Origin of the sequence: Acetobacter sp. AN02 (assembly GCF_029759835.1) — a bacterium.
Lineage (GTDB): Bacteria > Pseudomonadota > Alphaproteobacteria > Acetobacterales > Acetobacteraceae > Acetobacter.
In genome coordinates, this window is record NZ_JAJJND010000001.1 from 51,411 (window position 1) to 75,949 (window position 24,539).

The 24,539-nt window shown below is 63.6% G+C and carries 19 protein-coding genes and 1 tRNA gene; 12 read left to right on the forward strand and 8 right to left on the reverse strand.

Going from position 1 to position 24,539, the window contains the following annotated elements; genetic code table 11:
* Positions 1–110: 110 nt before the first annotated feature.
* From LOC54_RS00235 to rnhA, 4 genes are all read left to right on the forward strand, one after another.
* Positions 111–566: a hypothetical protein gene (locus tag LOC54_RS00235; protein WP_279311799.1), complete on the forward strand. Its 456-nt coding sequence runs from the start codon at positions 111–113 to the stop codon at positions 564–566.
* Positions 567–776: 210 nt separating this feature from the next.
* Positions 777–1,775: a 4-hydroxy-3-methylbut-2-enyl diphosphate reductase gene (ispH, locus tag LOC54_RS00240; RefSeq protein WP_279311824.1), complete on the forward strand. Its 999-nt coding sequence runs from the start codon at positions 777–779 to the stop codon at positions 1,773–1,775.
* Between the two features lie 6 nt (positions 1,776–1,781).
* Positions 1,782–2,756, forward strand: coding sequence for a homoserine kinase (locus LOC54_RS00245; RefSeq protein WP_279311800.1), 975 nt, complete (start codon positions 1,782–1,784; stop codon positions 2,754–2,756).
* Positions 2,746–3,237, forward strand: coding sequence for a ribonuclease HI (gene rnhA / locus LOC54_RS00250; protein ID WP_279311801.1), 492 nt, complete (start codon positions 2,746–2,748; stop codon positions 3,235–3,237). The genes LOC54_RS00245 and rnhA overlap by 11 nt, the downstream gene beginning before the upstream one ends.
* A 344-nt stretch (positions 3,238–3,581) precedes the next feature.
* Here the strand turns inward: rnhA and LOC54_RS00255 are convergent, their stop codons facing one another.
* Positions 3,582–4,454 carry a pirin family protein gene (locus LOC54_RS00255; RefSeq protein WP_279311802.1) on the reverse strand — a complete coding sequence of 291 codons (873 nt, stop codon included), beginning with the start codon at positions 4,452–4,454 and terminating at the stop codon, positions 3,582–3,584.
* 176 nt (positions 4,455–4,630) lie between these two features.
* Here LOC54_RS00255 and argC point away from each other — a divergent pair, with 176 nt between their 5' ends.
* From argC to LOC54_RS00285, 6 genes are all read left to right on the forward strand, one after another.
* A complete protein-coding gene (gene argC / locus LOC54_RS00260; protein ID WP_279311803.1) occupies positions 4,631–5,545 on the forward strand; it encodes an N-acetyl-gamma-glutamyl-phosphate reductase in 915 nt (304 codons plus the stop codon).
* Positions 5,546–5,658: 113 nt separating this feature from the next.
* A tRNA-Leu gene (locus LOC54_RS00265) sits at positions 5,659–5,742 on the forward strand.
* A gap of 25 nt (positions 5,743–5,767) precedes the next feature.
* The gene (locus LOC54_RS00270; RefSeq protein WP_279311804.1) at positions 5,768–6,952 is read left to right on the forward strand and encodes a phosphoserine transaminase; all 1,185 of its coding nucleotides are present in this window, start codon (positions 5,768–5,770) and stop codon (positions 6,950–6,952) included.
* 165 nt (positions 6,953–7,117) lie between these two features.
* Entirely contained in the window at positions 7,118–8,155 is a 1,038-nt protein-coding gene (locus LOC54_RS00275; protein WP_408740260.1) for an ABC transporter substrate-binding protein, read from the forward strand.
* Between the two features lie 22 nt (positions 8,156–8,177).
* A complete protein-coding gene (locus tag LOC54_RS00280) occupies positions 8,178–8,945 on the forward strand; it encodes an ABC transporter permease (RefSeq protein ID WP_279311805.1) in 768 nt (255 codons plus the stop codon).
* Between the two features lie 5 nt (positions 8,946–8,950).
* Complete coding sequence (locus LOC54_RS00285) at positions 8,951–9,688, forward strand: ABC transporter ATP-binding protein (RefSeq protein WP_279311806.1); 738 nt, start codon at positions 8,951–8,953, stop codon at positions 9,686–9,688.
* On the opposite strand, the gene LOC54_RS00290 is transcribed toward LOC54_RS00285, so the two are convergent.
* Genes LOC54_RS00290 through LOC54_RS00300 form a run of 3 tightly spaced genes read right to left on the reverse strand, consistent with a single transcriptional unit; the run spans position 9,651 to position 14,107 of the window.
* Positions 9,651–10,382, reverse strand: a complete 732-nt coding sequence (locus tag LOC54_RS00290) for a MarC family protein (RefSeq protein WP_279311807.1) — start codon at positions 10,380–10,382, stop codon at positions 9,651–9,653. The two genes, LOC54_RS00285 and LOC54_RS00290, sit on opposite strands and share 38 nt — an antisense overlap.
* On the reverse strand, positions 10,375–12,477 hold the full coding sequence (locus tag LOC54_RS00295) for a lysylphosphatidylglycerol synthetase family protein (RefSeq protein ID WP_279311809.1): 2,103 nt from the start codon (positions 12,475–12,477) through the stop codon (positions 10,375–10,377). Before LOC54_RS00295 ends, LOC54_RS00290 begins: the two co-directional genes overlap by 8 nt.
* Before the next feature lie 25 nt (positions 12,478–12,502).
* Positions 12,503–14,107, reverse strand: coding sequence for a lysine--tRNA ligase (locus tag LOC54_RS00300; protein WP_279311810.1), 1,605 nt, complete (start codon positions 14,105–14,107; stop codon positions 12,503–12,505).
* Positions 14,108–14,290: 183 nt separating this feature from the next.
* On the opposite strand from LOC54_RS00300, the gene LOC54_RS00305 reads away from it, so the two are divergent.
* On the forward strand, positions 14,291–14,578 hold the full coding sequence (locus LOC54_RS00305) for a hypothetical protein (RefSeq protein ID WP_279311811.1): 288 nt from the start codon (positions 14,291–14,293) through the stop codon (positions 14,576–14,578).
* Here the strand turns inward: LOC54_RS00305 and LOC54_RS00310 are convergent.
* The 4 genes from LOC54_RS00310 to LOC54_RS00325 all read right to left on the reverse strand — a co-directional run bounded on the left by LOC54_RS00310 (position 14,562) and on the right by LOC54_RS00325 (position 23,718).
* Positions 14,562–17,579 carry an ATP-dependent DNA helicase gene (locus LOC54_RS00310; protein ID WP_279311812.1) on the reverse strand — a complete coding sequence of 1,006 codons (3,018 nt, stop codon included), beginning with the start codon at positions 17,577–17,579 and terminating at the stop codon, positions 14,562–14,564. The two genes, LOC54_RS00305 and LOC54_RS00310, sit on opposite strands and share 17 nt — an antisense overlap.
* A 150-nt stretch (positions 17,580–17,729) precedes the next feature.
* Positions 17,730–19,364 (reverse strand): efflux transporter outer membrane subunit, encoded by a 1,635-nt coding sequence (locus LOC54_RS00315; RefSeq protein ID WP_408740261.1) that lies wholly within the window; start codon positions 19,362–19,364, stop codon positions 17,730–17,732.
* Entirely contained in the window at positions 19,361–20,545 is a 1,185-nt protein-coding gene (locus LOC54_RS00320; RefSeq protein WP_279311813.1) for an efflux RND transporter periplasmic adaptor subunit, read from the reverse strand. The genes LOC54_RS00315 and LOC54_RS00320 overlap by 4 nt, the downstream gene beginning before the upstream one ends.
* Positions 20,545–23,718 (reverse strand): efflux RND transporter permease subunit, encoded by a 3,174-nt coding sequence (locus LOC54_RS00325; RefSeq protein WP_279311814.1) that lies wholly within the window; start codon positions 23,716–23,718, stop codon positions 20,545–20,547. Before LOC54_RS00325 ends, LOC54_RS00320 begins: the two co-directional genes overlap by 1 nt.
* A gap of 397 nt (positions 23,719–24,115) precedes the next feature.
* Between LOC54_RS00325 and LOC54_RS00330 the strand changes: the two genes are divergently transcribed.
* On the forward strand, positions 24,116–24,539 hold a 424-nt coding region (locus LOC54_RS00330), incomplete at its 3' end, for a transposase (protein WP_279311815.1).

A 24,539-nucleotide genomic window follows, 5' to 3' on the forward strand; every position in this document is an offset into this window, starting at 1 on the left:
GTAACGCAGGGCGGATATCGGTCTGTGGCGGTTCCGTCGGCGCGACGTATCCGGTAGTCTGCGCCGGATTACGGGTTTTCCATGGCTCTGCGGGTTTCGGGGTTCTGTCCATGATGTTTCGTGCTGGTCTTTCTGCGTTTCTCCTGGCTCTGCTGCTGCCGCTTCCGGCGCTTGCGGCCGGGGAGGATGATCCGGCAACGGCGGCCGTGCGGGAAAGCATCCGCAAGCTGAGCGCTCATCCTGAGGACGTGGTGTTCGGTAAGATCACGACTCATGCCCGCAAGGGTGAGGAGGTGAGCTGCGGGGAGGCCCGGCTAGTTCCCCTGGGGAAGAAGACAGACGAGTCCGTTGTGTTCGGGGTCAGCGCGGCCTCGGGCGGGCCGGTGCTGTTCGAGACGCTGCCGATTCCGGAACGGCTGGATTTCAGGGAGGTGAATGAGTGGCTCAACCGCAGCGTGGCGCTTGAGGACCTGGAGGAGTTGGGCTGCGTGCCTCAGGGCAGCTACAAACGCTACAGGAGACATCTGAATCATGTGATGGAGCAGCGTAAGGACACGTCCGGCTGAAGAATACCGGAACTGCCGGGAGGCATCCCGGACTGGAAAAACGCGGCCCGGCACATCATGCCACGATCTCCTTCCCTGGTCCGCAGAGCAGTTCCGGGCAAGAACGGGCTTGCGCGGAGCTGCGGGTTTGCGTAGGCCTGTGGCTGATATCCCTGACAGCAGGGCCGGCCTGTCTCCGCCCGGTCCTCTTCCGTTTTACCGGAGCCCATGATGTCCGAGCAGATTCTTTCCACCAGACCTGACGCCCCTTCCGGTGCATCGCATCGTGCGCTGCGGGTCGTTCTTGCCGGGCCGCGCGGTTTCTGCGCGGGTGTGGACCGTGCGATCCGTGTGGTGGAGGAGGCGATCCGCCGTTATGGCGCGCCGGTCTATGTGCGGCATGAGATCGTCCATAACCGCACCGTGGTTGAGGAGCTGGAGGCGAAGGGGGCCATCTTTGTCGAGGAACTCGATGAGGTGCCTGCGGATGGTCATGTGGTGTTTTCCGCCCATGGCGTGCCCAAGACGGTTCCGGCCGAGGCCGAGCGCCGCAACCTGCTCTATCTGGATGCGACCTGCCCTCTGGTGTCCAAGGTGCATCGCGAGGCCGAGCGGCATTATGCGGACGGAGGCCCGGACAGCCGCCATATCCTGATGATCGGCCATGCCGGGCATCCGGAGGTGATCGGCACGATGGGGCAGCTTCCGCCGGGCGCTGTTACGCTGATCAATGATGCGGACGAGGCACGGAGCGTTCAGCCTGCCGATCCCGCGCGTCTGGCGTTCATCACGCAGACGACGCTTTCGGTCGATGATACCGCGGAGATCGTGGACATCCTGCGCACGCGCTTTCCTCTGATCGAGGGACCAAAGCGCGAGGACATCTGCTATGCCACGACCAACCGGCAGGAAGCGGTCAAGGCGATTGCTCCGGAATGTGATCTGGTGATCGTGATCGGATCTCCGAATTCCTCCAACTCCCAGCGTCTGCGCGAGGTTGCGGAGCGTTCGGGCACGAAGCGTGCGCTGCTGGTGCCGAAGCTGTCGGCTCTGGACTGGTCCGTTCTGGACGGTGTGGAGACGCTGGGCATCACGGCCGGGGCGTCTGCTCCCGAGGCCCTGGTGCAGGAGATGGTGACGGAGCTGTCGAACCGTTATGCGCTGAAGATCGAGGAGCGGACGGTCAAGGAAGAGAACGTCACTTTCCGTCTGCCTGCGCCGCTCGGCTGATTCCGGGTGGCTGTCTATACCGAGGTCAGTGACGCGGCGCTTGTCGCGTTTCTCGCGGAATACGATATCGGCACGCTTACGGCCTTTCGCGGTATTGCGGAGGGTGTTGAGAACTCGAACTATGTCCTGCGTACCACCGGCGGGGATTTCATTCTCACCCTGCATGAGAAGCGGGTTGATCCGGGCGACCTGCCCTGGTTTCTCGGTCTGATGCGTCATCTGGCGCGGCAGGGGGTGGTCTGCCCCCAGCCCGTGGCCGGACGTGACGGGGAGACGCTGCGGGAGCTGGCTGGCCGGCCGGCGGCGATCACGACCTTTCTTGAGGGGGTATGGCCGCGGCAGGTTCAGACGGCGCATGGTTTTCCGCTCGGTGCGGCTCTGGCGCGGCTGCATCTGGCCGGGGAGAGCTACACCACGCCGCGCCCCAATGCGCTCGGACCGCAGGCCTGGGCGCCTCTTCTGGAGGCCAGCCGGGCACGAGCCGATGAGGTGCAGCCGGGGCTTGCGGCGGAGCTGGATGCGGCTCTGGCGCGTATTCTGCCTGCCTGGCCGGGAGCGGGCGATAATCCCGATCTGCCGCGCGGGCAGATTCACGCCGATCTCTTTCCGGATAATGTGTTCTTCCTCAACGGGACGCTGTCCGGGCTGATCGATTTCTATTTCGCCTGTACCGATATCCTGGCCTATGACATCGCGATCTGCCTGAATGCTTGGTGCCTGGATGACAGAGGGCAATTCAGCGTGACATGCGCGCGCCGGATGCTGGAAGGGTATGACAGCGTGCGGCCTCTGTCCGGGGCGGAACGCGATGCGCTGCCGGTTCTTGCGGCCGGGGCGGCGATGCGGTTCTGCCTGACGCGGCTTTATGACTGGATCAATACGCCTGCAGGAGCGATGGTGACGCGGAAGGATCCGCTGGCCTATCTGCGGCGGCTGCGTTTCCACCTCTCCGTATCCGGTGCGGGTGATTATGGGGTCTGATCCGGAAGAGGCCGAGGAGGTTCCCGTCGAAATCTGGACGGATGGCGGCTGTCGTCCGAATCCCGGGCCGGGCGGCTGGGGCGTGCTGCTGCGCTATAAGGGCCGGGAGCGTGAAATGTCCGGCGGAGCGGCCGAGACCACCAATAACCGCATGGAGCTGACGGCGGCGGCGGAGGCGCTTGAGGCGCTGAACCGTCCGTGCCGTGTCGAGCTGCATACCGACAGTGAATATGTCCGCAATGGCATCACGCGCTGGCATACGGGCTGGGTCCGGAAGAACTGGCGCAACTCCTCCGGCGATCCGGTGAAGAACATGGATCTGTGGCAGCGTCTTCTGGCGGCTGCGAAGAAGCATGACGTGTCCTGGCACTGGGTGAAGGGCCATTCGGGCGTGCCGGAGAATGAGCGGGTTGATGAGCTGGCGACGGCGGCGCGTGTGGAGATGGAAAACGGCGGCCGGGATCTGCCGGAAGAGGGCTGATCTTCCGAGCCGGATCTGCCCGTGCGGTGATCCGGGGCGTGAGGAAATCACGCGCTCTCTGATCTGCCGGTTCCTGTTTTCCCGTATCGAATTTTCCGGCGGACTGACCGGCCATTACTTCGGGTTTACTGAAGACGAAGGTGTCCGGGGAGCCTGGCGGGGATTCCGGACGCTCTGCGGAGCGAGGTCAGGCCGCGCGCGCCATGATGCGGTTGAGGGAGGCCTGGCGGAGGCTGCCCGTGAGGACGACGACATGCAGGCCCATTTCTGATGTCATGATGTGCTGCCCTGCCCTTTCATCCGTATGCATCATGGGATGAGACGCATACGGAGGTCGGGTTTTTTTACGCTGCCGGAATGCCCCCGAATTTTCCGGCGCGGAATTCGTCGATGGCGGCCCGGATCTCGTCCTGGGTGTTCATAACGAACGGGCCGTATCCTGCAATCGGCTCGTTGAGCGGCTGTCCTGTGAGCACGAGGAAGCTGGTTTCGGTTCCGGCTCTGAGGGGCACGCTATGGCCTTCGGTGCCAAGCAGAACGAATTTCGCGCTGCCGGCCTTTTCCTTATCCCCGACCGCCAGCTCCCCTTCGAGGCAGATGACTGCGGCGTTGTGGCCTTCGGGCAGCGGCATGGTGACCTGTGCGCCCTCATGCAGCACGCCGTCCCAGACGTTGAGCGGGGAGAATATCCGGGCCGGGCCTTTCGTGCTTTCATACTCTCCGGCGATGACCCGCAGACGGCCTGCCTGATCCGGCAGGGCGACCTCAGGGATGTCGGCTGCCGTGATCGTCTGATAGGAGGCCGGGGTGCCCTTGTCCTTTGCCAGGAGGTTCACCCAGAGCTGCACCATGCGGAACGGGTCGCCCTTTCCGGCATAGGCGGCGAAATGGAATTCCTGGTGCAGGATGCCGTTTCCGGCCGTCATCCACTGGACGTCTCCCGGGCCGATCACGCCGCCCCCGCCGGAGGAATCCCTGTGCTCGACCTCTCCGTCATAGACGATCGTCACGGTTTCGAACCCTTTATGGGGGTGTTCGCCCACGCCGCGCCGCGTCTGTGTGGGGGTGAATTCGTGCGGGCCTGCATAGTCCAGGAGCAGGAACGGGCTGAGCTGCTTTCCGAAATCGCTGTAGGAAAACAGGGAGCGGACGGGGAAGCCGTCTCCGACCCAGTGGCCCTGATCATTACCGTAAAGGCCGAGGACAGTCTTGTGCATGACAGGTCTCCCTGTTTGCTTTCCGCGGGTTTTCTTCCCGTGGAGATAGGGTTTTACCGGCGGAGATGAAAGCCCCGGGAGGGATGGTCTGTCACAGGAGTATTTTCCGGTGGCACCTGGTCCGGCTCCGGGATATGCGTATCCGGCACAGTGATTTCTGACGGACGGACAGGGTGATGACAGAGCAGCCGGTCATTTTCATTGACGGAGAGGCCGGGACGACGGGGCTGGGCATTCGCGAGCGTCTTCGCGACCTGCCGGTGCGGCTGCATTCCGTTGATCCGGCCCGGCGCAAGGATCCGGCAGCCCGTGCAGAGGCAATGGCGGCGGCGGACCTCGTGGTTCTGTGTCTGCCGGACGAGGCGGCGCGTGAGACGGTCGCGCTGCGGGAGACGCTGTCCGGGGATGCGCGGCCACGTCTGCTGGATGCGAGCACGGCGTTCCGGACGGATGATGCCTGGGCGTACGGGTTTCCGGAGCTGAGGCCCGGCCAGGCGGAGCACATCGCCCGGGCGGATCTCGTTTCCAATCCCGGCTGTTATCCCACCGGCGCTCTGGCCCTGCTGCGGCCGCTGATTGCCGCCGGTGTGATGGAGGCGGGTTTTCCGGTCTGCATCAATGCCGTGAGCGGATATTCCGGCGGCGGGAAATCCATGATCGCGGCGCATGAGCAGGAAGGCGGTCCGGCTTTTGAGCTGTATGGTCTGGGGCTGGAGCACAAGCATGTTCCTGAGATCATGAAGCATGCGGGGCTGACGCGGCGTCCGGTTTTCGTGCCGTCGGTGGGGCATTTCCCCCAGGGGATGATCGTTTCGATCCCGCTGCATCTGGCGGAACTGAAGGGCGGCGTGAAGGGTGGTGATCTTCAGACGCTGCTGGAGCGGGCCTATGAGGGCTGCTCCATGGTGCGCGTTCTTCCCCCTGAAGCGAAGCTGATCGGGGAGCCCCTGGCCGGACGGGATGATCTCGAGCTGCGTGTTCATGCGAATGACGCGCATGGCCAGGCGGTGCTGACGGCGCGGCTGGATAATCTTGGCAAGGGAGCGTCCGGAGCGGCGATCCAGAATATCCGCCTCATGCTCGGGGTCTGATGGTCCGTTCTGCGGGACGGCTATACCGGAAGGCGACAGGCGGAGACGACGAACTGAGAACGACAGGCGGGAACTTTTCGCGTCCTGTCTTTCCTGATAGGACTGCCGGGGTTGCGAGCGTGACGGAATGGCAGACGTAGTCGGCTCAAAATCGACCGCCGCAAGGCATGGGGGTTCGAGTCCCCCCGCTCGCACCAGTCTGAACATAAATCCGGCAGGCCGATGTCACTGACTTCCGCATCCCGGGCCCGGCAGGGGGTTCGCCCGTCTGTCCGCCCGGCCAATCCCCGTTTTTCCTCCGGTCCCTGCGCCAAGCGTCCGGGCTGGAGCCTTGAGGCCCTGTCCGGTGCGCTGCTGGGTCGTTCGCACCGTGCGCCGGAGGGGCGTGCCCGTCTGGGAGAGGTGATCGAGCGGTCCGCATCGATCCTGCAGATGCCGAAGGACTGGCGTCTGGGCATCGTTCCGGCCTCTGACACCGGCGCTGTCGAGATGGCGCTGTGGTCTCTGCTCGGTTCGCGGCCGGTTGACGTTCTGGCGTTCGAGAGTTTTTCCGCCACCTGGGCGGCGGACATCACGAAGCAGCTTGCGCTTGATGCGCGGGTTCTGACGGCTGAATACGGGCATCTGCCGGATCTGTCTCAGGTGGACTGGTCCCGCGATGTGGTTCTGGCCTGGAACGGCACGACATCGGGGGTGTGTTTTCCCGGTGCGGAGGCCATTCCGGCGGAGCATGACGGGCTGGTGATCTGTGATGCGACATCTGCGGCCTTTGCGATGGATCTTCCGTGGGACCGTCTGGATGTGGTGACCTGGTCCTGGCAGAAGGCGCTGGGCGGCGAGGCGGCGCACGGGATGCTGGCGCTGTCTCCGCGGGCTGTTGCCCGTCTTGAGGGGACGCCTGCACCGCGTCCGCTGCCGAAGATTTTCCGGCTGACGTCCGGCGGTAAGCTGATTGAGGGGATTTTCCGCGGAGACACGATCAACACGCCGTCCATGCTGTGTGTCGAGGACGCGATTGACAGCCTTGTCTGGGCCGAGGAGGCCGGCGGGCTGGAGGAGCTCAAGCGCCGCTGTCAGGCCAGTCTTGCCGCGATATCCGCCTGGGAGGCGACATCGGACTGGGCACGGTTTCTTGCGGTCAATCCGCAGGAGCGGTCTCCGACCTCGGTCTGTCTGCGGATCGTGGCTCCGTGGTTTACGGCGCTGCCCGAGGATGTCCAGCGCAGGACGGCCGGGAAAATCGCGGCTCTGCTGGCCTCCGAGGGGGTGGCGTTTGATATTGCCGGATATCGCGATGCGCCTCCGGGTCTGAGGATCTGGGCCGGTGCGACGGTTGAGACATCAGATATCGAGGCGCTTCTGCCCTGGCTGGACTGGGCTTATGAGATCGTGCGGGAGGAGAGCTGAAGTTCTCTCCCCTTCCTTGCCCCGCGGCAAACGGCCTGTCTTTTCACGTCTGATTTACGCTGAGATCGTGGTTGAATTTTTATTTTACTATTTTAATTGACATAATAGATAATACTGCGATCTAAGGAGCCTGTATTTCTCCCGTTTTTCTCCGGAGGCTCCCCGATGAGGCTGACGCACAGAGTGAAGAGACTTGCCGCAACCGTGACTGCGGCTGCAGCCCTGTTTTTCGGCGCGGACCAGGCGGCGATGGCTGCGTCTGTCCGCGTCGGGTATATTCCTGTTCTGGGGTCTTCGGCGCTATTTGTTCTGGATGGCAAGGGCTGGGCAAAAGATGCGGGGATCGACCTGGAGCTGGTCCGGTTTTCCTCCGGTCCGCAGGCGATCCAGGCGCTCGTATCCGGGCGGATTGATGCCTATGTCGCGGGGATTCTGCCGCTGCTTCAGGTCCGCAGTCACGGGACGGATGTGAAGGTTATGGCGACCGGCGCGATCGAGGAGCTGTCTGTTGTCGCCCGCGGGGCGTTTGCCGCGGGTATTCCGCAGGACGGGCCGTCTGCGGAGCCGCTTGCCGGGCGGATTGCTGCCTTTACGAAGGCTCAGGGGCGCAGGCTGCGTATTGCGGCGCAGCCCGAGGGTTCGGTTCCTGATACGCTTCTGCGGTTCTGGCTGACGCAGAAAGAAAAGCAGGACATCTCCTCTGTCGAGATTGTCGGTCTGGGGATCGATGCGGCCCAGCAGGCGTTTCTGGCCGGGGCTGTGGACGCGGCCGTTCTGCGGGAGCCTGCCCTGACGGTGATCCGCAGCCGTCTTCCTGAGACGCGGACACTGGCGACCGGGCATGATATGCTGCCGGACCAGCCTGGCTCCGTTCTGGCGATCCTTCGTCCGTCTTCTCCCGAACATGCGGCCTGGGCTGCGAAGCTGACGGGTCTGTTCGTGAAGGCGACCGCTTTCGTTTCGGCGCATCCGGATGAGGCGGCGCCCTATGTTTCGAAAGAGCTCGGGGCGGGTCTGCTGGGTCCGGATGTGATTGCCCGGGCGCTGCGAGCATCTGCGGATGGTTTCGTGTCTGATCCGGCGCGGATTGTTGCGGGGACGAAGGCTCTGCAGGATTTTGAGGTCTCCAGAGGGCTTCTGCGATCTGCCGCACCGGTTGAGGATCTGTTCGATCTGGTGACCTGGCGTCAGGCTGCGCCGTAAGACGACTGATTCCGGGAAGAAGATGACTGAACGCCGTCTCAGCGGCCGGGTGAGGCTGGGTCTCAGCCTCTCCGGTCTGATCGTGCTGTTTGCCCTGTGGCAGGCTGCCGTGAAATCCAGGCTGGTTCCGCCTGGTATCCTGCCTGCGCCGTCCGAGCTGTGGCCTGCCTGGATGGCGGAGATTTCGGGAGGATTCTGGCAGCAGTCCATTCTGGACAGTCTTTCCCATTATGCGACCGGTCTTCTGGCCGGGTCCGTTCTGGGGACGTCGGCCGGTCTGGTCTGCGGGTCCGTGCCGGTGATCGATGCGGCGAGCGGCGGGATCGTGCGGATGCTGCGTCCGATCCCCGGTCTGGCCTGGGTTCCGTTTGCCATTCTGTGGTTTGGTCTGAACAATGCGGGGGCGACGTTCGTGATCGCGATCTCCGTGTTCTGGATCAATTTCTATGCGGCCTGGGGTGCGGTGAAGGCCGTAGATCGTGATCTTTATGAGGTTGCGGCGGCTTTCGGCCATCGCGGATTTTTTTCCCGTCTGTCCTGCGTGACGCTGCCTGCCGCCATGCCGGGCCTTCTTGCGGGGCTGCGGACCGGTCTGGGTCAGGGCTGGATGTCCGTGGTTGCGGCCGAGCTGTTCGGTGTGCCGGGGATCGGGGCACGGATGATGCAGGCTTCCAGTCTGCTCGCGACGGATGTGGTTGTGGTGTACATGCTGACCATGGCGGCCCTGTATGCCCTGACGGATTTTCTTTTCGGGCTGGTGCGTGACCGGCTGCTGCGCTGGCAGGGGTGACGGGGATGTCTCTGGTTCATATCGAGGATGCCGGTCTGTCTCATGACGGAGGGGAGAGTTTTGTTTTCCGTCATGTGACGCTTGCGCTGGAATCCGGGCAGTTCGTGGCTGTTCTGGGGCCGTCCGGTGCAGGCAAGTCCACTCTTCTGCGGGTTGTCATGGGGCTTGTTCCGCCGACCGAGGGGCGGGTGACGCTGACGGCGCCGGCGCATCGGGACGGGACGCGGGGCACGGCTCTGGTATTTCAGGATGCGCGGCTGATGCCGTGGCGCAGCGTGCGGAAGAATGTGGAGCTGGGGCTGGAGGGGCTTGGCATTCCGGCTCCGGAGCGTCATGCGCGGGCGGAGCGGGTTCTTAAGCTTGTGGGGCTGACGGCGGAGGCGGGTCGCTGGCCCCGGCAGCTTTCAGGAGGGCAGCGGCAGCGTGCGGGCGTGGCGCGGGCTCTTGTGACCGATCCGGAGCTTCTGCTGATGGATGAGCCGTTCGGGGCTCTGGATGCGATCACCCGGGCCGGTCTGCAGCAGGAACTGCTGGAGATCTGGCGGGAGACCCGCAAGACGGTTCTGTTTGTCACGCATGATGTTGAGGAGGCGATCCTCATGGCGGACCGGATCGTGGTTCTGTCCGGCCGGCCTGCGGCGGTGCGGGCGGATATCATGGTCGGGGCGCGGCCGCGTGATCCGTCCTCTGCGGAGATGCGGGCGCTTACTTCTGAACTGCGGCGGCTGATTGCGGAGCCGTGACGGCGGCGGGGCGGACGTGATCCAGAATATCCTCTGCAAATCCGCCGATCCCTCCGGCCAGGATCTGCACGCCGATGCAGAGCAGGATCAGGGCTGAGAGGCGGCTGAGGATGCGTGCGCCGGTCACGCCGAGCAGGGCGGTCAGTTTCTCCGCGTAGGTGTACATGACCCATACGACGAGGGCGACCAGGGCCGAGGCGATGGTGATGCCGAAACAGTACAGGAACGGGGCATTGGCCGGGCGTCCCGCGCTGAGAGCGATGGCGACCGAGATGGCGCCGGGTCCGACCGTGAATGGCATCGTCAGCGGGAAGAAGGCCACGTCCTGGAGGTGGGTGGTGGCCACGGTGCGGCCCTCCTGCATGGCCTGTTCCTGCCGTCTGGCCTCGACCCGTTCCGCGCTGTGCAGCAGTGTCCATCCGCCCACGGCGACGACCAGCCCGCCTGCGACGCGCAGGGCGTTGAGCGAGACGCCGAAGAAGGACAGGAGCGCGTTTCCGATCCACACGGATGCGATGAGCAGGACGCAGGAATAGAGCGCGACCTTGCGGGCGAGGAGGCTGGCGTCTTCCTTTGACCGGTCTGCCACCATCTGCGCGAAGATCAGCGAGGCGCCCAGCGGGTTGACGATCGAGAACAGGGCGGGAAAGGCCAGCAGAACGCAGTCTGTCAGGAGACGGACCGACTCAGACATGGCTGTCCGGCCTTTGCTGTCTGTCCGCACATTCCGGCGTGCCGCGGGCTTCCAGTCTGGCCCTGACGAGGCCGCTCTGTTCCGGCGGACAGAACAGCAGTGTGCCGTCCGGCATGGGCCAGCTGACCAGTCCGAGGTCGTCGTAGACGTTCTGGAAAATCGTTCCTGCTCCCCGGAAGGCGGGCTGCAGCCCTTCCTGTATGGCCAGGTCTCTGAGCTGCCAGATGACGGTGGCGCAGTCCGCGCTCTCGCCTGCCGGATCGCCCAAGCCGACGAGAAAACCGCTGCGGCGTCTGACCGGGACGGCGGCCTGTGCGGCCTGTCCCGTGATCAGCGCCTCGGGGGCCAGTCCGGGGAAGCTGAGATGAGCATGGTCGAGGGTTTCGTACCATGCGCGGCGTTCTTCTGTCCAGGGCTGCGTGCGGACGCGTCCGGCGCGCATGAGCCGTGCGAGCACCAGCAGGCTGAGCAGGATGGTGATGACCACGAGCCAGTGTCTGTCCCCCTCCCCGCTGAAGGACAGCATTTCCCACCAGGTGCCGGGCATTTTATGGGTGATGATCACGAGGCCGCAGCACAGGAGGAACATCAGGGAGCCGACCGTGGCCGGGGACAGCGGTTCGCTGAGGATGCGTGCGTGGCGGTAGTAGCATTTGCGGAACGGCGCGATGAGGAAGGCCGTGAATGCCAGCACGGCCGGGACGAGCATCATGTTGCCGCGAAGGAAGGTTGCCACGGCTGTTGCGAGCAGCACGGCGATCGTGGCTGACCATGTCAGGGTGACGCGCTGGGCCAGTCCGAGGGCCAGTGCGATGAGCAGGGCACCGGCGAGGGAGAGGAGATAGTCCCCGCCTGCGAGGCCGGTTGCGGTCAGCCCGGAATCGGCTGCGAATTCCAGCGGATTCATGATCGGAAGCGTCAGCAGCATCAGGCCGCACAGGGCGACGGCTCCGGTCGCGACCGTGACGGAGAATCCGGCCTCGCTTTCCCGGACGGCCCCGCTCGGCCGGCGCGGGCGCGGAGCATCCCGGCCTTCTGCCTTCGCGGCGACTGCGGCGGCCTCTTCCTCCGGATGCATGGCGGCATCTCCGCGCAGGAACAGTTCGTGTCCTGCGAACATGCCTCCGGCGAGGAAGAGCGGGCCGATATAGTAGAACAGCCGGAACACGAGGATGATGCCGAGGATGCGCGGTGCGGGGAGATAGGGGCCGAGTGCGACCAGCATCGTGCCGTCGAACACGCCCAGCCCGCCCGGCACGCTGGCGACGAGGCCTGCGGTGTAGGACGCGATATAGATTGCGAGGAATGTGCCGAAGCCGACGGTTCCGAGTGGCAGGAGGACGTAGGGGATGGAGGCTGTGGCTGCGACCTCTGCCGCGGAGACGACCGTCTGCGCCAGGGCCATGAGCGGCGAGGGCAGATCGATCCGGTTCCCGCGGATGGTGATGCTGCGCCATCTGATCCCGGCGAGGATATAGGCCAGTACGCCGCCCCATAATGCGCCTCCGGCGAGGCGGAGCAGCAGCGGGGAGAGGTGGTCTCCGATCAGGGGGAGTGCGTGGGGTTCTGCGAGCAGCACGCCGCCGATCAGGGCGGCGGCACCGAGGAGATAGGTGGCGGAGCAGAAGGCGATGATCTGCGCGATGGCAAGAGGCGGCAGTCCCCAGTTCCGGTAGAGCCTGAACCGGACGGCGGCGCCGGAGATCGCGGAGAAGCCGAGATTATGGGACAGGACGTAGGAACAGAAGGCTGCGAAGGAGGTCTTGAGCAGGCCGATTTTCGGATAGCCCGCCTGGATGACGGCAAGGCGGTCGTAGAAGGACAGGATGAAATACGACAGTACGGTGCATCCGCCTGCGGCCATCAGGGCGCTGTGCGGGATGGCTTTGAGGGCGCCGGCGACCTCCGTGAGGCTGAGATGACGGATTTCCCTCTGGACGACCACGATGGCGGCGACCATCAGCACCAGACCGAAGATATGCGGGAGGTGCCGCCGCCAGACGCTGGTGGTGACGGCTTCCCCGATCTCTCCGCCGTCGCACTCTGCCGGTCCGTCGGAGCCGGGTTTTCTGTCCGGCTGGTCTGTCTTCGTCATTGCAGCAGTGCCCTGCCCGCTCTGGTCAGCGGGCCAGAGCCGCGTCGATCAGCGCTATGGTTTCCGTCACGCCGTAAAGCGCGATGAAACCGCCGAACCGCGGCCCTTCGGACTGTCCGAGAAGGACTTCGTAAAGGCAGGTGAACCAGGCTCGCAGGGGATCGAAACCGTGGCGTTTTCCGATTTCGAACACGAGGTTCTGCAGGGCGTCCGCATCCCGGGCCTGTGTTTCCTGTCCGCGCAGGGCTGCGGCGAGATCGGTCAGGGCTGCACGCTCCTTGTCATCGGGTGTGCGCCAGGTTTTCGCCGGGCGGACGAAATCCGCGTAGTAGACCACGGCGCGGTCTACGAGGCCACTGAGCGTCGGGTGCGTCTGCGGGGAGACGGTGAGATCATAGCGGCGGATAAAGCCCCACAGCACGTCGGGCGTTTCCGCGTTGGCGACGCTGGCGAGATTGAGCAGCATGGCGAAGGAGACCGGGCTGCCTGCATCTGCCGGGATCTCTCCGCGATGGATGAACCAGGCGGGATTTGCGAGGAGGGCCTGGCGGGCCTCGCTGTCATGCGGGGCCTCTTTCTGCAGCGCGCGGGCCTTGTCCACATGGGACAGATATTCGTCGGTGGCCTTGGGGATCACATCGAAGAACAGGCGTTTGGCGCGCTGGGGCTGGTTGAACATGTACTGCCCGAGGCTTTCGGGGATGGCGTAGCGCAGCCACTCCTCCACCGAGAGGCCGTTGCCTTTCGATTTGGAGATTTTCTGCCCCTTGTCATCCAGGAACAGCTCGTAGGTCAGGCCGGACGGCGGGTCTCCTCCGAGGATGCGGCAGATCTTCCCGGACAGGCGTACGCTGTCGATCAGATCCTTTCCGGACATTTCGTAGTCCACGCCCAGCGCGTACCAGCGCATGGCCCAGTCGGCTTTCCACTGCATCTTGGCGTGGCCGCCGGTGACCGGGGTCTCGAAGGTTTTTCCGCTTGCCGGGTCCGTCCAGCGTACGGTTCCGGCTGCGGCGTCGATGGCATCCATCGGCACCTGCATGACCTCTCCGGTTTCCGGGTGCAACGGCAGGACCGGTGAATAAGTCGCGCGGCGGTCGGGGCCGAGCGTGGGGAGGATCACGTCCAGGATACGGTCATGTACTTCCAGCACGCGCCGCAGGGCGGCGTCGAAGCGGCCTGAGGTGTAGTACAGCGTGGAGGAGGCGAATTCGTATTCGAAGCCGAAGCTGTCGAGGAAGGCGCAGAGCCGGGCGTTATTGTGCGCGGCGAAGGATTCGTGGGTTCCGAACGGATCGGGCACGCGGGAGAGCGGCTGTCCGATATACTGCTTCAGCATGTCCTGCTGCGGCACGTTGTCCGGCACTTTGCGCAATGCGTCCATATCGTCCGAGAAGGCCAGCAGGCGGGCCGGGCGGCCGGTCAGTGCGGTGAAGGCCTGGCGGACCCAGGAGGTGCGCGCGACTTCTCCGAAGGTGCCGATATGTGGCAGGCCGGACGGTCCGTAGCCTGTCTCGAACAGGACGGGTTTTTCCGGATCGCCTCCCGCGAGGGCCTCCGCGAGCTTGCGGGCTTCCTCGAACGGCCAGGTCCGGGGGACGGGAATCAGAAGGTGCGCATCATCAGACATGGGGCGGAAGCTATGAACTGCGCGCCGTCCGGTCAATCCGCAAGCATGCGCGGGAGATCTTATGGCCCCGGGCCGGTGTGGTTACCGGGTGTGAAATCATGCGGAACACTTACTGTTTATTAAGCTTCCTGCCTGAAAGTCCGGGGCGGAGAGTCCTGCGGGAAGCAAAGAGATTTCACGCCCATGAGCGCTTTTTTCTGTATTCTGTTCGGTTCTGCGCTGACGTTTCTGTTCCGCAGGAAGACCTCCTGCGGGTACTGCTGTCCTGAACGGAGGCAGGAGGCCGAATCGTTTCCGTCTCTTTACGATGAAATCCGCACGGCCTGTCCGGAGGAGCCGGATTTCCGGCCTGTTCTGTACTGTTCCGCGCCGGCGAGTGCGGTTCTGCCCCGCTCTGCCGCCAGGATGCGGCCCCGTCTGCGGGTGGCTGTGGACAACACCCTGCCCCGGGATCTCAGTTCTGCGGAGTGAAGAACCGGCTCACGCGGGCCACGGCGTCTGCGATTCCGGTTCTTACGGGCGTTACGCCGCGCGGAAAGGCGTCCAGCAGGCGCGACGGCGTGCGGCGGTCCAGGAGGACGAACACGCCGCGATCCTCTGCGGAGCGGATGAGCCGCCCGAAAGCCTGACGCAGCCGCAGGCGGGCGATGCGATCGTCATAGTCTTTCGGCTGTCCGCCGGAGAGGTGCAGGCGTCGCTCGCGATGAAGGATGTCCGGTCTGGGCCAGGGGACGCGTTCGAACACGACGAGGCGCAGGGCCTGTCCGGGGACGTCCACGCCGTCCCGCATCGCATCCGTACCGAGCAGGCAGGACTCTGTTTCCGTGCGGAAGATATCGACGAGGCTGGCATTATCCATGGCATCGACATGCTGTGCGTAGAGCGGGAGTCCTGCGGCTTCCAGCGGGGCGGCGATGCGGCGGTGTACGGCGCGCAGGCGTGAGATGGCGGTGAACAGGCCAAGTCCGCCGCCGCCTGAGGCCTGAAACAGGGTGCGATAGGCCGCGGCGACGGCTTCGGCATCTTCGGGATTGACGTCCGTGACGATCAGGGTTTCGGTCTGGCGGGCATAGTCGAAGGGGCTGGCGAGGGCCGCGCGCAGGGCCGGGGCCGGAAGGTGCGAGGCTCCGGTGCGGGCTTCGGCCATATCCCAGGCGGCTTCCGCCCTGCCCTCATTCTGGTCTCCGGTTTCGTCCCTGAGCGTTGCGGAGGTGATCAGCAGGCCCTGGGCCGGGGCGGCGGCGGTCAGGGCGAACGGGATGGTCGGGTCGAGCCAGTGGCGGTGCAGGCCGACATCGTATTCGCCGGGTTTCTGCCCGTGCTGCCGGGCGATGCGGATGAAATGGATATAGGTCGGGGGGCCTTCCTCCGCCTCTGTCCGGCTGATCTGTTCCAGCATGGCGGTCCAGGCCTCAATCCGGCTGAGGGCACGACGGCGGATCGCGCGGATCATGGCCTCGATGCGGGTGCGCGTGGTGCTGTCGAGGGCGTCCGTATCCTCGCTCAGCCGTGCTTTGAGGCGATGGATCAGGGTTTTCAGCGGTTCGGCAAGGCGCATCAGGGCGCGGACGAGCGCCTGTGCCGCCTCTTCGAGACCGGGGCTGGTCGGGTGCAGATCACATTCGGCGTTGTCCCGGCGGCCTGTTTCTCTCTGGCCTGTTTCTCTCTGGCCCGGCTCTCTTTGCCCGTGCTGCCTTTGTCCCGGTTCCCTGCCGGATGTGCGGGCCAGAGCCTGCTGCCGGAGCTGCCGGAGGAGGGCTTCGGACGGGTTGGCGAGCACGGCCTCGTCCGGGATCAGTATGGCCTGTGGTTCTGCGGGGAGGAACACTCCGGAAAGACCGGTCTGCGGCGGGAGTTCCGGCAGGACCGGATCTGCCGGAGGGGCGGCCGGGGGGGAGCGGTCCGGATCGTTTCCGTTCCGGTCATCTCCGTTCAGCCGGGCGGACCATCCCGGGGCGGGCAGTGCGCGGGCGGCCAGCAGGACGGCATCCAGCGGGGTTTCCAGCGCGGGCATACCGATGATCAGATCGTCCAGACGCCGCCTGAGACCGCGGGCGCGGGAGCGACGGCCTTCCGCGCCGAGCAGCCAGCGGCGCAGCTCTGCGGCTTCCAGACCTGAGAATTCCGCTGAGAAGGCGCTGTCTGCGGCGTCGGAGATGTGGTGGCCCTCGTCGAACACGTAGCGTGTCGGCAGGGTATCTTCGTCGGGGGTGTCCTGATCCTCATCCTCTGCGCTGCCCATGGAGGCCCAGGCGGCCTGGGACATGACCAGAGCATGGTTGGCGATGACGAGATCGGCGTGTTTTGCCCGACGGACCGAGTGTTCCACGAAGCAGGTGTGATAGTGCGGGCAGGCGCCGTGGATGCATTCTCCGCGCCGGTCCGCAACAGCGGTGAGCAGGCCGCTGCCTGCGAATTCGCTGAACCAGCCCGGCAGATCGCCGCCGAACAGGTCCCCTTCCCGTGTGGCCAGGGCCCATCGGGCGAGCAGCAGCAGGGCGATCCTTACGGCTGGCGGGCGCGTGGCGGCGTTGACGACCATGTCCTCATAATTGAGCAGGCAGAGATAGTTTTCACGCCCCTTTCGCAGCACCACGCGCTCCCTTCGCAGGGCGTCATCGGGGTGCAGGCGGCGGGTTTCGGCCTCGATCTGGCGCTGGAGGTGGCGGGTGTAGGTGCTGATCCATACGGCGCCGCCGTTGCGTTCCGCCCACAGGCTGGCGGGGGCGAGATAGCCCAGGGTTTTGCCGGTTCCGGTTCCGGCTTCGGCCAGCACGACATGGGGGGCGCCGCGTGTTTCGCGGGGGAGGAAGGCGGCGGTGACGGCCGCGGCGAAATCGGCCTGTCCGGCGCGCATTTCCGCTGTCGGACCGAGGAGATCGTGCAGGCGGGCGCGGGCTTCCGCGGCGGTGACGGGCTGTGCGGCGGGCGGCGGCGGAGGGGCGGATTCCTCCCATTTCGGCAGGCTCTGCCAGACGCGCAGGGGATCTGCGGAGGAGGTCGGTCCGTCTCCGAGCGCATCCCGGACGGTGCTGCCCCAGATCCATCCGGCTTCGGTGAGCTGCCGGGCGGAGGCCCGCAGGATCGGGGCGAGCGGGCCTGCGGCCTGCTGTCTGAGGTCTGCGAGCAGGCGGCTGAGCAGGCGCGGCAGGAGGGTGACGCCGGTTTCCGTTTCCTCGATGCCCAGGCTGAGTGCAAGGCCGCGCGGTGTGGGGGCTGCGGCGCGGGCGGGGTGGATGAAGGCGAAGAGTTCGAGCAGGTCGAAACAGGGGCTTTCGCGCAGGAAGCCGAGCCGGCTGCGGCGGGCCGTGGCGGGGGCGTGGACGATCAGGAAGGGGCCGTGCGGGGCGCGGCGGCGCAGTTCTTCGGGGGTGAGCGCGAGCAGTTCTCCGTCCGGGCTGAGCACCGGCAGCGTTTCGTGCCGGGCTGTGAGGGCCCAGGCGTCGTCGGGGGAGAAGGTGGCGGCTGTCATCCGGCGGCATCATAGCCGCGAAGTGCCGGGGCAGGGTATGGGGGGCGGGCAGAAAACTTCCGCCCGGGGTGTGCTGGTATGTGAGAACCCGGGTAAAACTGTTTTTACCCGGGTTTAAATGGCTGAATTTTTTTGTTCAGCGGAGAGTTTTCAGCCTGCTCTGCGGGCTGTTGCGGCGAGGGTGTGCGGTATGACGGTCGCGCCGGTGAGGTTTTCGTATTTAGCTGGTTCGGTGGTTTCGATTCCGCCGGCGGGTGCGGGGTGATGCAGCCCGTCGTACTGGAGCACGTCGAAGGACATGGTCTGGTCCGGTGTGGGGAGCAGTCTGTCGTTCCATCCGCCGCCCAGCGAGCGGATCAGGCTGACGGAGGCCTGGACGGAGCGTGCGGCGACCTGCACTTCCGAGATCTGTGCCTCAAGTGCGGCTTCCTGGGCGACGATGGCGCTCAGATAGTCCGAGAGGCCGCCTTTGTAGAGCGTCATGGTCATGTTCTGCATGTCGATGGCGGTACTGACGGCCTGTCTGAGGCGCAGGTCTTCCGCGTGCAGGAGACGGGTGCGGGACAGCTGATCCTCTACTTCCCGGAAGGCCGAGAGGACGGAGGAGCGGTAGTCGTCGCGGGTCTCGCGGTAGGCGGACCAGGCGTATTGCAGGGCGGCGCGGCGCATTCCGCCTTCGAAGATCGGCATGGATGCGGTGGCGCCGTAGCTCCAGGCGCTGTTGGCGAGGTTGGCGAGGTCGAAGCCGTTGGCGTGGAAGCCGCCATCCGCGTGCAGGGAGATATGCGGATAGAAGGCAGCGCGTGAGACGCCGATGGAGGCGTTGGCCTGGGCCATCGTGCGTTCATCGGCGGCGATATCGGGCCGTCTTTGCAGCAGGTCCGAGGGGACGCTGAGCGGGACGCTGACCTGGCGGAGGTCAAATCGGTTCAGCGGGGCGATGTGGAAGCTTTCCGGCGCCGTGTTGGTGAGGACGGCGATGGCGTGCTCCGTGACCTGGCGCTGGGCCTTAAGATCCAGTTCCGCGGCCTGTGTGACGTAAAGTCTGTTCTGTGCACGGGCAAGATCGAGACGTGGTGCGGCCTGGTTGTCCATCTGTGTCTTTGTCATGGACACGGCTTTTTCATAATATGAGATGGAGCGGTCATAGATCGCTTCCTGCGCGTCGTATCCGCGCAGGGCGATATAGTCGTTTGCCAGTTCGGCCTCGATGCTCAGCCGTGCGGCTGCGAAATCCGCGGCTTTCTGCTGTGCCGCGTATTTGCTCATACGGACCTGGTTACGGATCTCGCTCCAGAAGTCGGGCTCCCAGGAGGCGAGGCCTCCGTAGAACTCGTCTGTCTGTGTGATCGCGCCTTTGTATCGGAACAGGGCATCGGCAGACTGTTTGTTATCCGAGGCTCCGAAGGCCAGGCCGAAATGCGGCAGGAGGTCTGCACGGGCGCGCATCACGAGGGAGCGGGCCTGTGTGAATCTTTCTGCTGCGGCCTGCAGATCTGCGTTCTGTGCGACGGCCCGGCTTTCGAGATCGTTGAGCACCGGGTCGCTGAACAGGGTCCACCAGTCTGTCGGGATCTGTGTATCGGCCGGTGTTGCCTTTGCGAACGGGGCCTGCCCGTTCCAGCTTGCCGGGACGATGAACTGCGGCGGTTTGTATTGCGGCGCGAGGTCGCATCCCGAGAGCATGGCCATGGCCGTGAGTCCGAGTGCGGCAGACGACAGTTTCCGGGCTGTCAGTCTGCTCTGCCTTTTCGGCTTACCAGAACGGGGGATTTTCTGTTTCATCCCTCGATCTCCTCGTCTTCTTTCTCGTAGCCTTTGGCCGGGACAACAACACGGACTTCCTGGCCTTCGAGGAGATCGGCCGGGGGGTTGCGGATGATTTTCTCGTCCGGTTTCAGTCCGGAGATGACGTCGGTGTGTGTATCGGCCATGCGTCCGACCTGGATGTTTCTGAAATGCACGTGGTTTTCGCCATCCACGACGGCGACCTGCATTCCGTTTTCCTGGAACACGAGTGTTGAGGTCGGGATCTGCTGGACGCCGCCGTCTGCGGGGGCTGTGAGATAGACCGAGGCGAAGGTTCCGGGCCACAGGAGGTGATCGGGGTTATCGATCGTGAATTCCGTGACGGCGGTTCTGGTGTTGGGATCGAAGCCTTTGGCCATTGTCAGGAATTTGGCCTCGAATTTACGGCCCGGGAACTGCGGGACGCTGACGGAGGCTGTCAGTCCGGGTTTGAGGATATAGGCGAAAACTTCCGGCACGGACACGAAGAGTCTCATTTTGTGCATGTCCGAGACGACGAACATCTGGGTGGATTCCCCGCTTTCGCTGTGTTCTCCGCCTCCGGAGCTGACATAGTCTCCGACGTTGATGTTACGTGAGGTGACGATGCCGTCGAACGGGGCGACGACGGTCTTGAATTTTTCGAGTGCTTCGAAACGATCCAGATTATGCTGTGAGGCTTGCATTTCCGCGTAGCCGGATTTTTTGTTGGCTTCCGCGACGGAGACGGACTGTCCGGAGACGGCCTGGGATCTGGCCATGGCCTGCCAGCGTGAGGCGCTGACGACGGACAGGTTGTATTTTGCGGCCTGGGCGGCAAGGTCTGCCTTTGCCTGCTGGAACTGTGCGTCCAGTCCGGGCGAGTTGATTTCGGCGAGGATATCTCCCTCTTTTACCTCTGCACCGAAATCCTTATACCACATCTTCACATATCCGGTTGCCTGCGGATAGATCGGGGCCTGGTACCAGGCATCGACCGTTCCGGGCAGCGTCAGGGAGACGGTTTTCGCGCCCGGCCGGGGTGAGATGATCTCGACATCCGGGATGGCGTTCCAGGCGGTTGTGGCTTCCGCTTTGTGTTCGGAGTGTATCCGTGACACCACGACCCCTCCGCAGGCTATGATCAGAGCGCCCGCGCCGATGAAAAGCGCGGAACGGCGACCGGCAGAGTTCGCCATCAGACTGTCTCCTTACGTGCGGTCCTGCGACCGTAGAAAATTGCATAAACACAGGGAACGAAAAGCAGTGTTGAGATTGTGGCCACGAGGAGGCCGCCGATGACGGCTTTTCCGAGCGGGGCGTTCTGGGAGTTACTGATCGACATCGGGATCATGCCGACGATCATGGCGGATGCGGTCATGAGCACGGGGCGGATACGGCCGTATCCGGCTTCGAGGGCGGCACGCAGCGGTTCTCCGTGTTCCTCAAGGCGTTCGCGGGCGTAGGACACGACCAGGATCGAGTTGGCGGTTGCGGTTCCCATGCACATGATGGCTCCGGTCAGGGCCGGCACGGAGAGGTGCGTGCGGGTGAGGAACAGGCTCCATCCGATTCCGGCCAGTGCTCCGGGCAGGGCCGAGATGATGATGAAGGGGTCAAGCCAGGACTGGAAGTTTACGACGATCAGCAGGTAGATCAGGACGATGGAGACCAGCAGGCCGCCGACCAGTTCGATATAGGCGCTGCGCATTGTCGTGCCCTGCCCTTCGATGCTGACGGCGGCACCGCGGGGGAGATCCTTTGCTGTTGCATCGACTTCCCTGCGGACGTCGGAGAGGACTGATCCGAGGTCTCTGCCTTCTGCTGACACGTAGATGTCGAAGGAGGGCATGGAGTTGTAGTGGGAGATTTCTCCGGGGGTTCCGATGGCGTGGATGCGTCCCATTGCGCCCAGAAGCTGCATGGATTTTCCGGACGGGTCTCCGTCTCCCTTGTCCACGGGGATGGTCAGCAGGTTGTTGTAGTGTGTGAGCTGGTCCTGTGAGACGTATGTATTGAGTGTGAAGGTGACGCCCATTTTCGGATCGAACCAGTATTGCGGGTCGACCTGGGAGCTTCCCGAGAGTGTCATCAGTTCGTTGTCCGCGAGGTTTCCTTCCTGGATTCCGGTGGCCTGTTCGAAGGTACGGTCTCCTTCGACGAAGAGTGTCGGTGTGGCCATGGTCTGCTGGAGGGACACGTCGGCGGCACCGGAGACCTTGCGCAGGCGTGCGGTCAGGGCGACGGCGTATTTATAGCTTTCGTGGATATCCGGGCCGCCGATTTTCACGTCGATCGGCGAGGGTGATCCGAAGTTGAGGATTTTTGCCGTCAGATCCGCGGGCTGGAAGGTGAAGACCGTTCCGGGGAAGGCGGCTGAGAGTCCTTTGCGCAGTGTGGCGCGGTAGTCCCATACGGGGGATTCCTCGTCATTGAGTGCGATGGTCAGATCGCAGTCCTGGGCTCCGAGCGTGGGTGTGGGGATGAAGGCCTGGTTATGCGGGCCTTCGGGGAGTCCGCAGTTGCTGACGACGGAGGCCACTTTTCCGGGCAGGAGGTCGTGGATTTTATCCGAGACGAGTGATGCGACGCGGCTTGCGACCTCGATCCTGGTTCCGAGCGGGGCGCGCATGTGCATCTGCAGCTGATCGGACATGATTTCGGGGAAGAAGTCCCGTCCGGCGATCATGTAGAGTCCGCAGGAAATCACGGAGAGGCCGAGGAAGACGCTGACGAACATTTTCCTGCGTTCGATCAGGCGTGTGAGCAGGCGTCCGTAGGCTTCGCGGAAGCTGGTGAATTTGCGTTCGAAGCCTTTCTGGAAGCGTGTGAAGACATTGTGCCCGTGGGGCATGGCTTCGTGTTCCTGGCCGTGGGCGCCCGGGTGGACGTGTCCGGCGAGGAGGTATTTGGCCATGGTCGGGACGAGGGTTCTGGACAGGATGAAGGAGGCGATCATGGCGAAGATGATGGCTTCGGCCATGGGGAAGAACAGCCATCCCGCGACGCCGCCCAGGGTGAAGAGCGGCAGCCAGACGATGCAGATACAGGTTGTGGAGACGAAGGTGGGGATGACGATCTGGTTGGCCGCATCGATGATGGCGGTTTCCAGTTCTTTCCCCATTTCCAGGTGGGTATCGATATTCTCGATCATGACGGTTGCGTCATCCACGAGGATGCCGACGGCGAGTGCGAGGCCGCCGAGTGTCATGACGTTGATGGTCTGTCCGGCCCATCCGAGGCAAATGATGGAGGTGAGGATGGCCAGGGGGATGGAGGTTGCGATGATGACCGTCGGTCTCCAGGAGCCGAGGAAGAGCAGCACCACGAGGCCTGTGAGGACGGCTGCGGTTCCCATTTCGCGTACGACGTCCTGGATGGAGTCTTTCACGAAGCCCGAGGCATCGTTGAGGATGCTCAGATGGACGGAGGACGGCAGGACGGACTGCAGGCGCGGCATCATCTTGCGGACGTCATTGACGACATCAAGCGTGGAGGCTTCTCCGCTTTTCATGACGACCATGATGACAGCCTGGCGTCCCTTGACGATGACGCTGTTGGTCTGCGGGTGTCCTCCGCGATAGACGTCTCCGACGTCGTGGATATAGACCACGGCGTTTCCGACGCGTTTGATCGGGATATCGGCGATATCGCTGAGTGTTCTGGGTGTTGCGTTTGTCTGCACCATCCAGTCTGTCGCGCCGATTTTCTGGTCTCCGGCCGGTCGGACGACGTTCTGGCTGTCGAGCGCGTTCTGCACGTCCATGGCGGAGAGGTGATGGGCCTGGAGCTGTTTCTGGTTCAGGGCGATCATCACGAAGCTGTCCATACCGCCATAGGGGTGCGGCACGACGGCGCCGGGGACGGTGACGAGCAGCGCCCTGAGCCGGATGAAGGCGAGTTTGAACAGATCGGAGGGCGTCATGCTGTCCGATGTCAGCTGCAGGGTGATGACCGGGACGGAGGAGGCTTCGAGCCTCATGATCATCGGGGCGGCGATATGTTCGGGGAGCTGCTGCAGGACCGTCTGTGATATGGCGGTCACATCTGCTTCAGCGGCGCCGATATTGGTGCCCGGCTGGAAATAGATTTTTACAATTCCGCGGCCATAGAAGGAATCTGCCTCCATATGGTCGATGCCTTCGACAGTGGAGGTGACCCCCTGTTCGAAGTTGTACATGATTCGTCCGGCGAATTCCTCAGGAAGCATTCCCGAATAGCTCCAGACCACGGCGATGGCCGGAATCCTGATATTGGGGAATACGTCGGTCGGGGTCTTTCTCATGGAAAGAAAGCCCATCATGACTATAAGAATTGACAGAACAACGAATGTGTACGGTCTCCGCAAGGCGGTGACGACAATGGCATTCATGTGCTTGCGTAACTCCGTACTGCAGGCGTGAATTCCGGCCCCCGGCCCGGAACATCTTTTTCAGATGCTCCTGACGCAAGGCTCCCGGGGAAGCCGGGACGAGGATCGGGATGGTTCCTTTTTCCTTCGTCAAGACATAGTTTGTCATATATAGACCAAATCTATCCCGCATATTAATTTTATGTATTTTATTGGGGTCCCGAGGGGTAAGGCTCTTGAAAACCTCTGTTTTCTGCCGTTCGACGGGGCTGTGCAGAAAAGCCACGCCTGCAGAGAATCTGTGTCCGTCTCTTTTTTTGATGTTGGACGAATGCAGGTGGAGGGTTCGAAAAACTCTCTGGTATTAAGGTCTGCTCTGTGATTCCATTTGTCCGGTTCTGACAGAGGGAATGGCGTTATGAAGCAGGCGGGATTTTTTGACGTTGAAGAGCGGCTTTCCCGGTTGAGCGGGCTTGGTGATCAGCTCGAAGCATTTTCCCGGACTGTGGATTTTGAAGTCTTCCGCCCTGGCCTGGAGAAAGCTCTGGCGTATTCTGACGGAAGCAAAGGCGGACGACCGCCATTTGATCCTGTGCTGATGTTCAAAATTCTGGTGATCCAGACGCTCAACAATTTGTCTGATGAGCGGACGGAATATCTGATCAACGACCGTCTGTCGTTCATGCGTTTCCTTGGGCTGGGACTTTCAGATCGGGTGCCGGATGCCAAAACGGTCTGGCTGTTTCGCGAGCGTCTGACCCAGGTCGGTGCGATCGATGGGCTGTTCAACCGCTTTGATGCGACCCTGCGCAACGCCGGGTATTTGCCGATGTCAGGCCAGA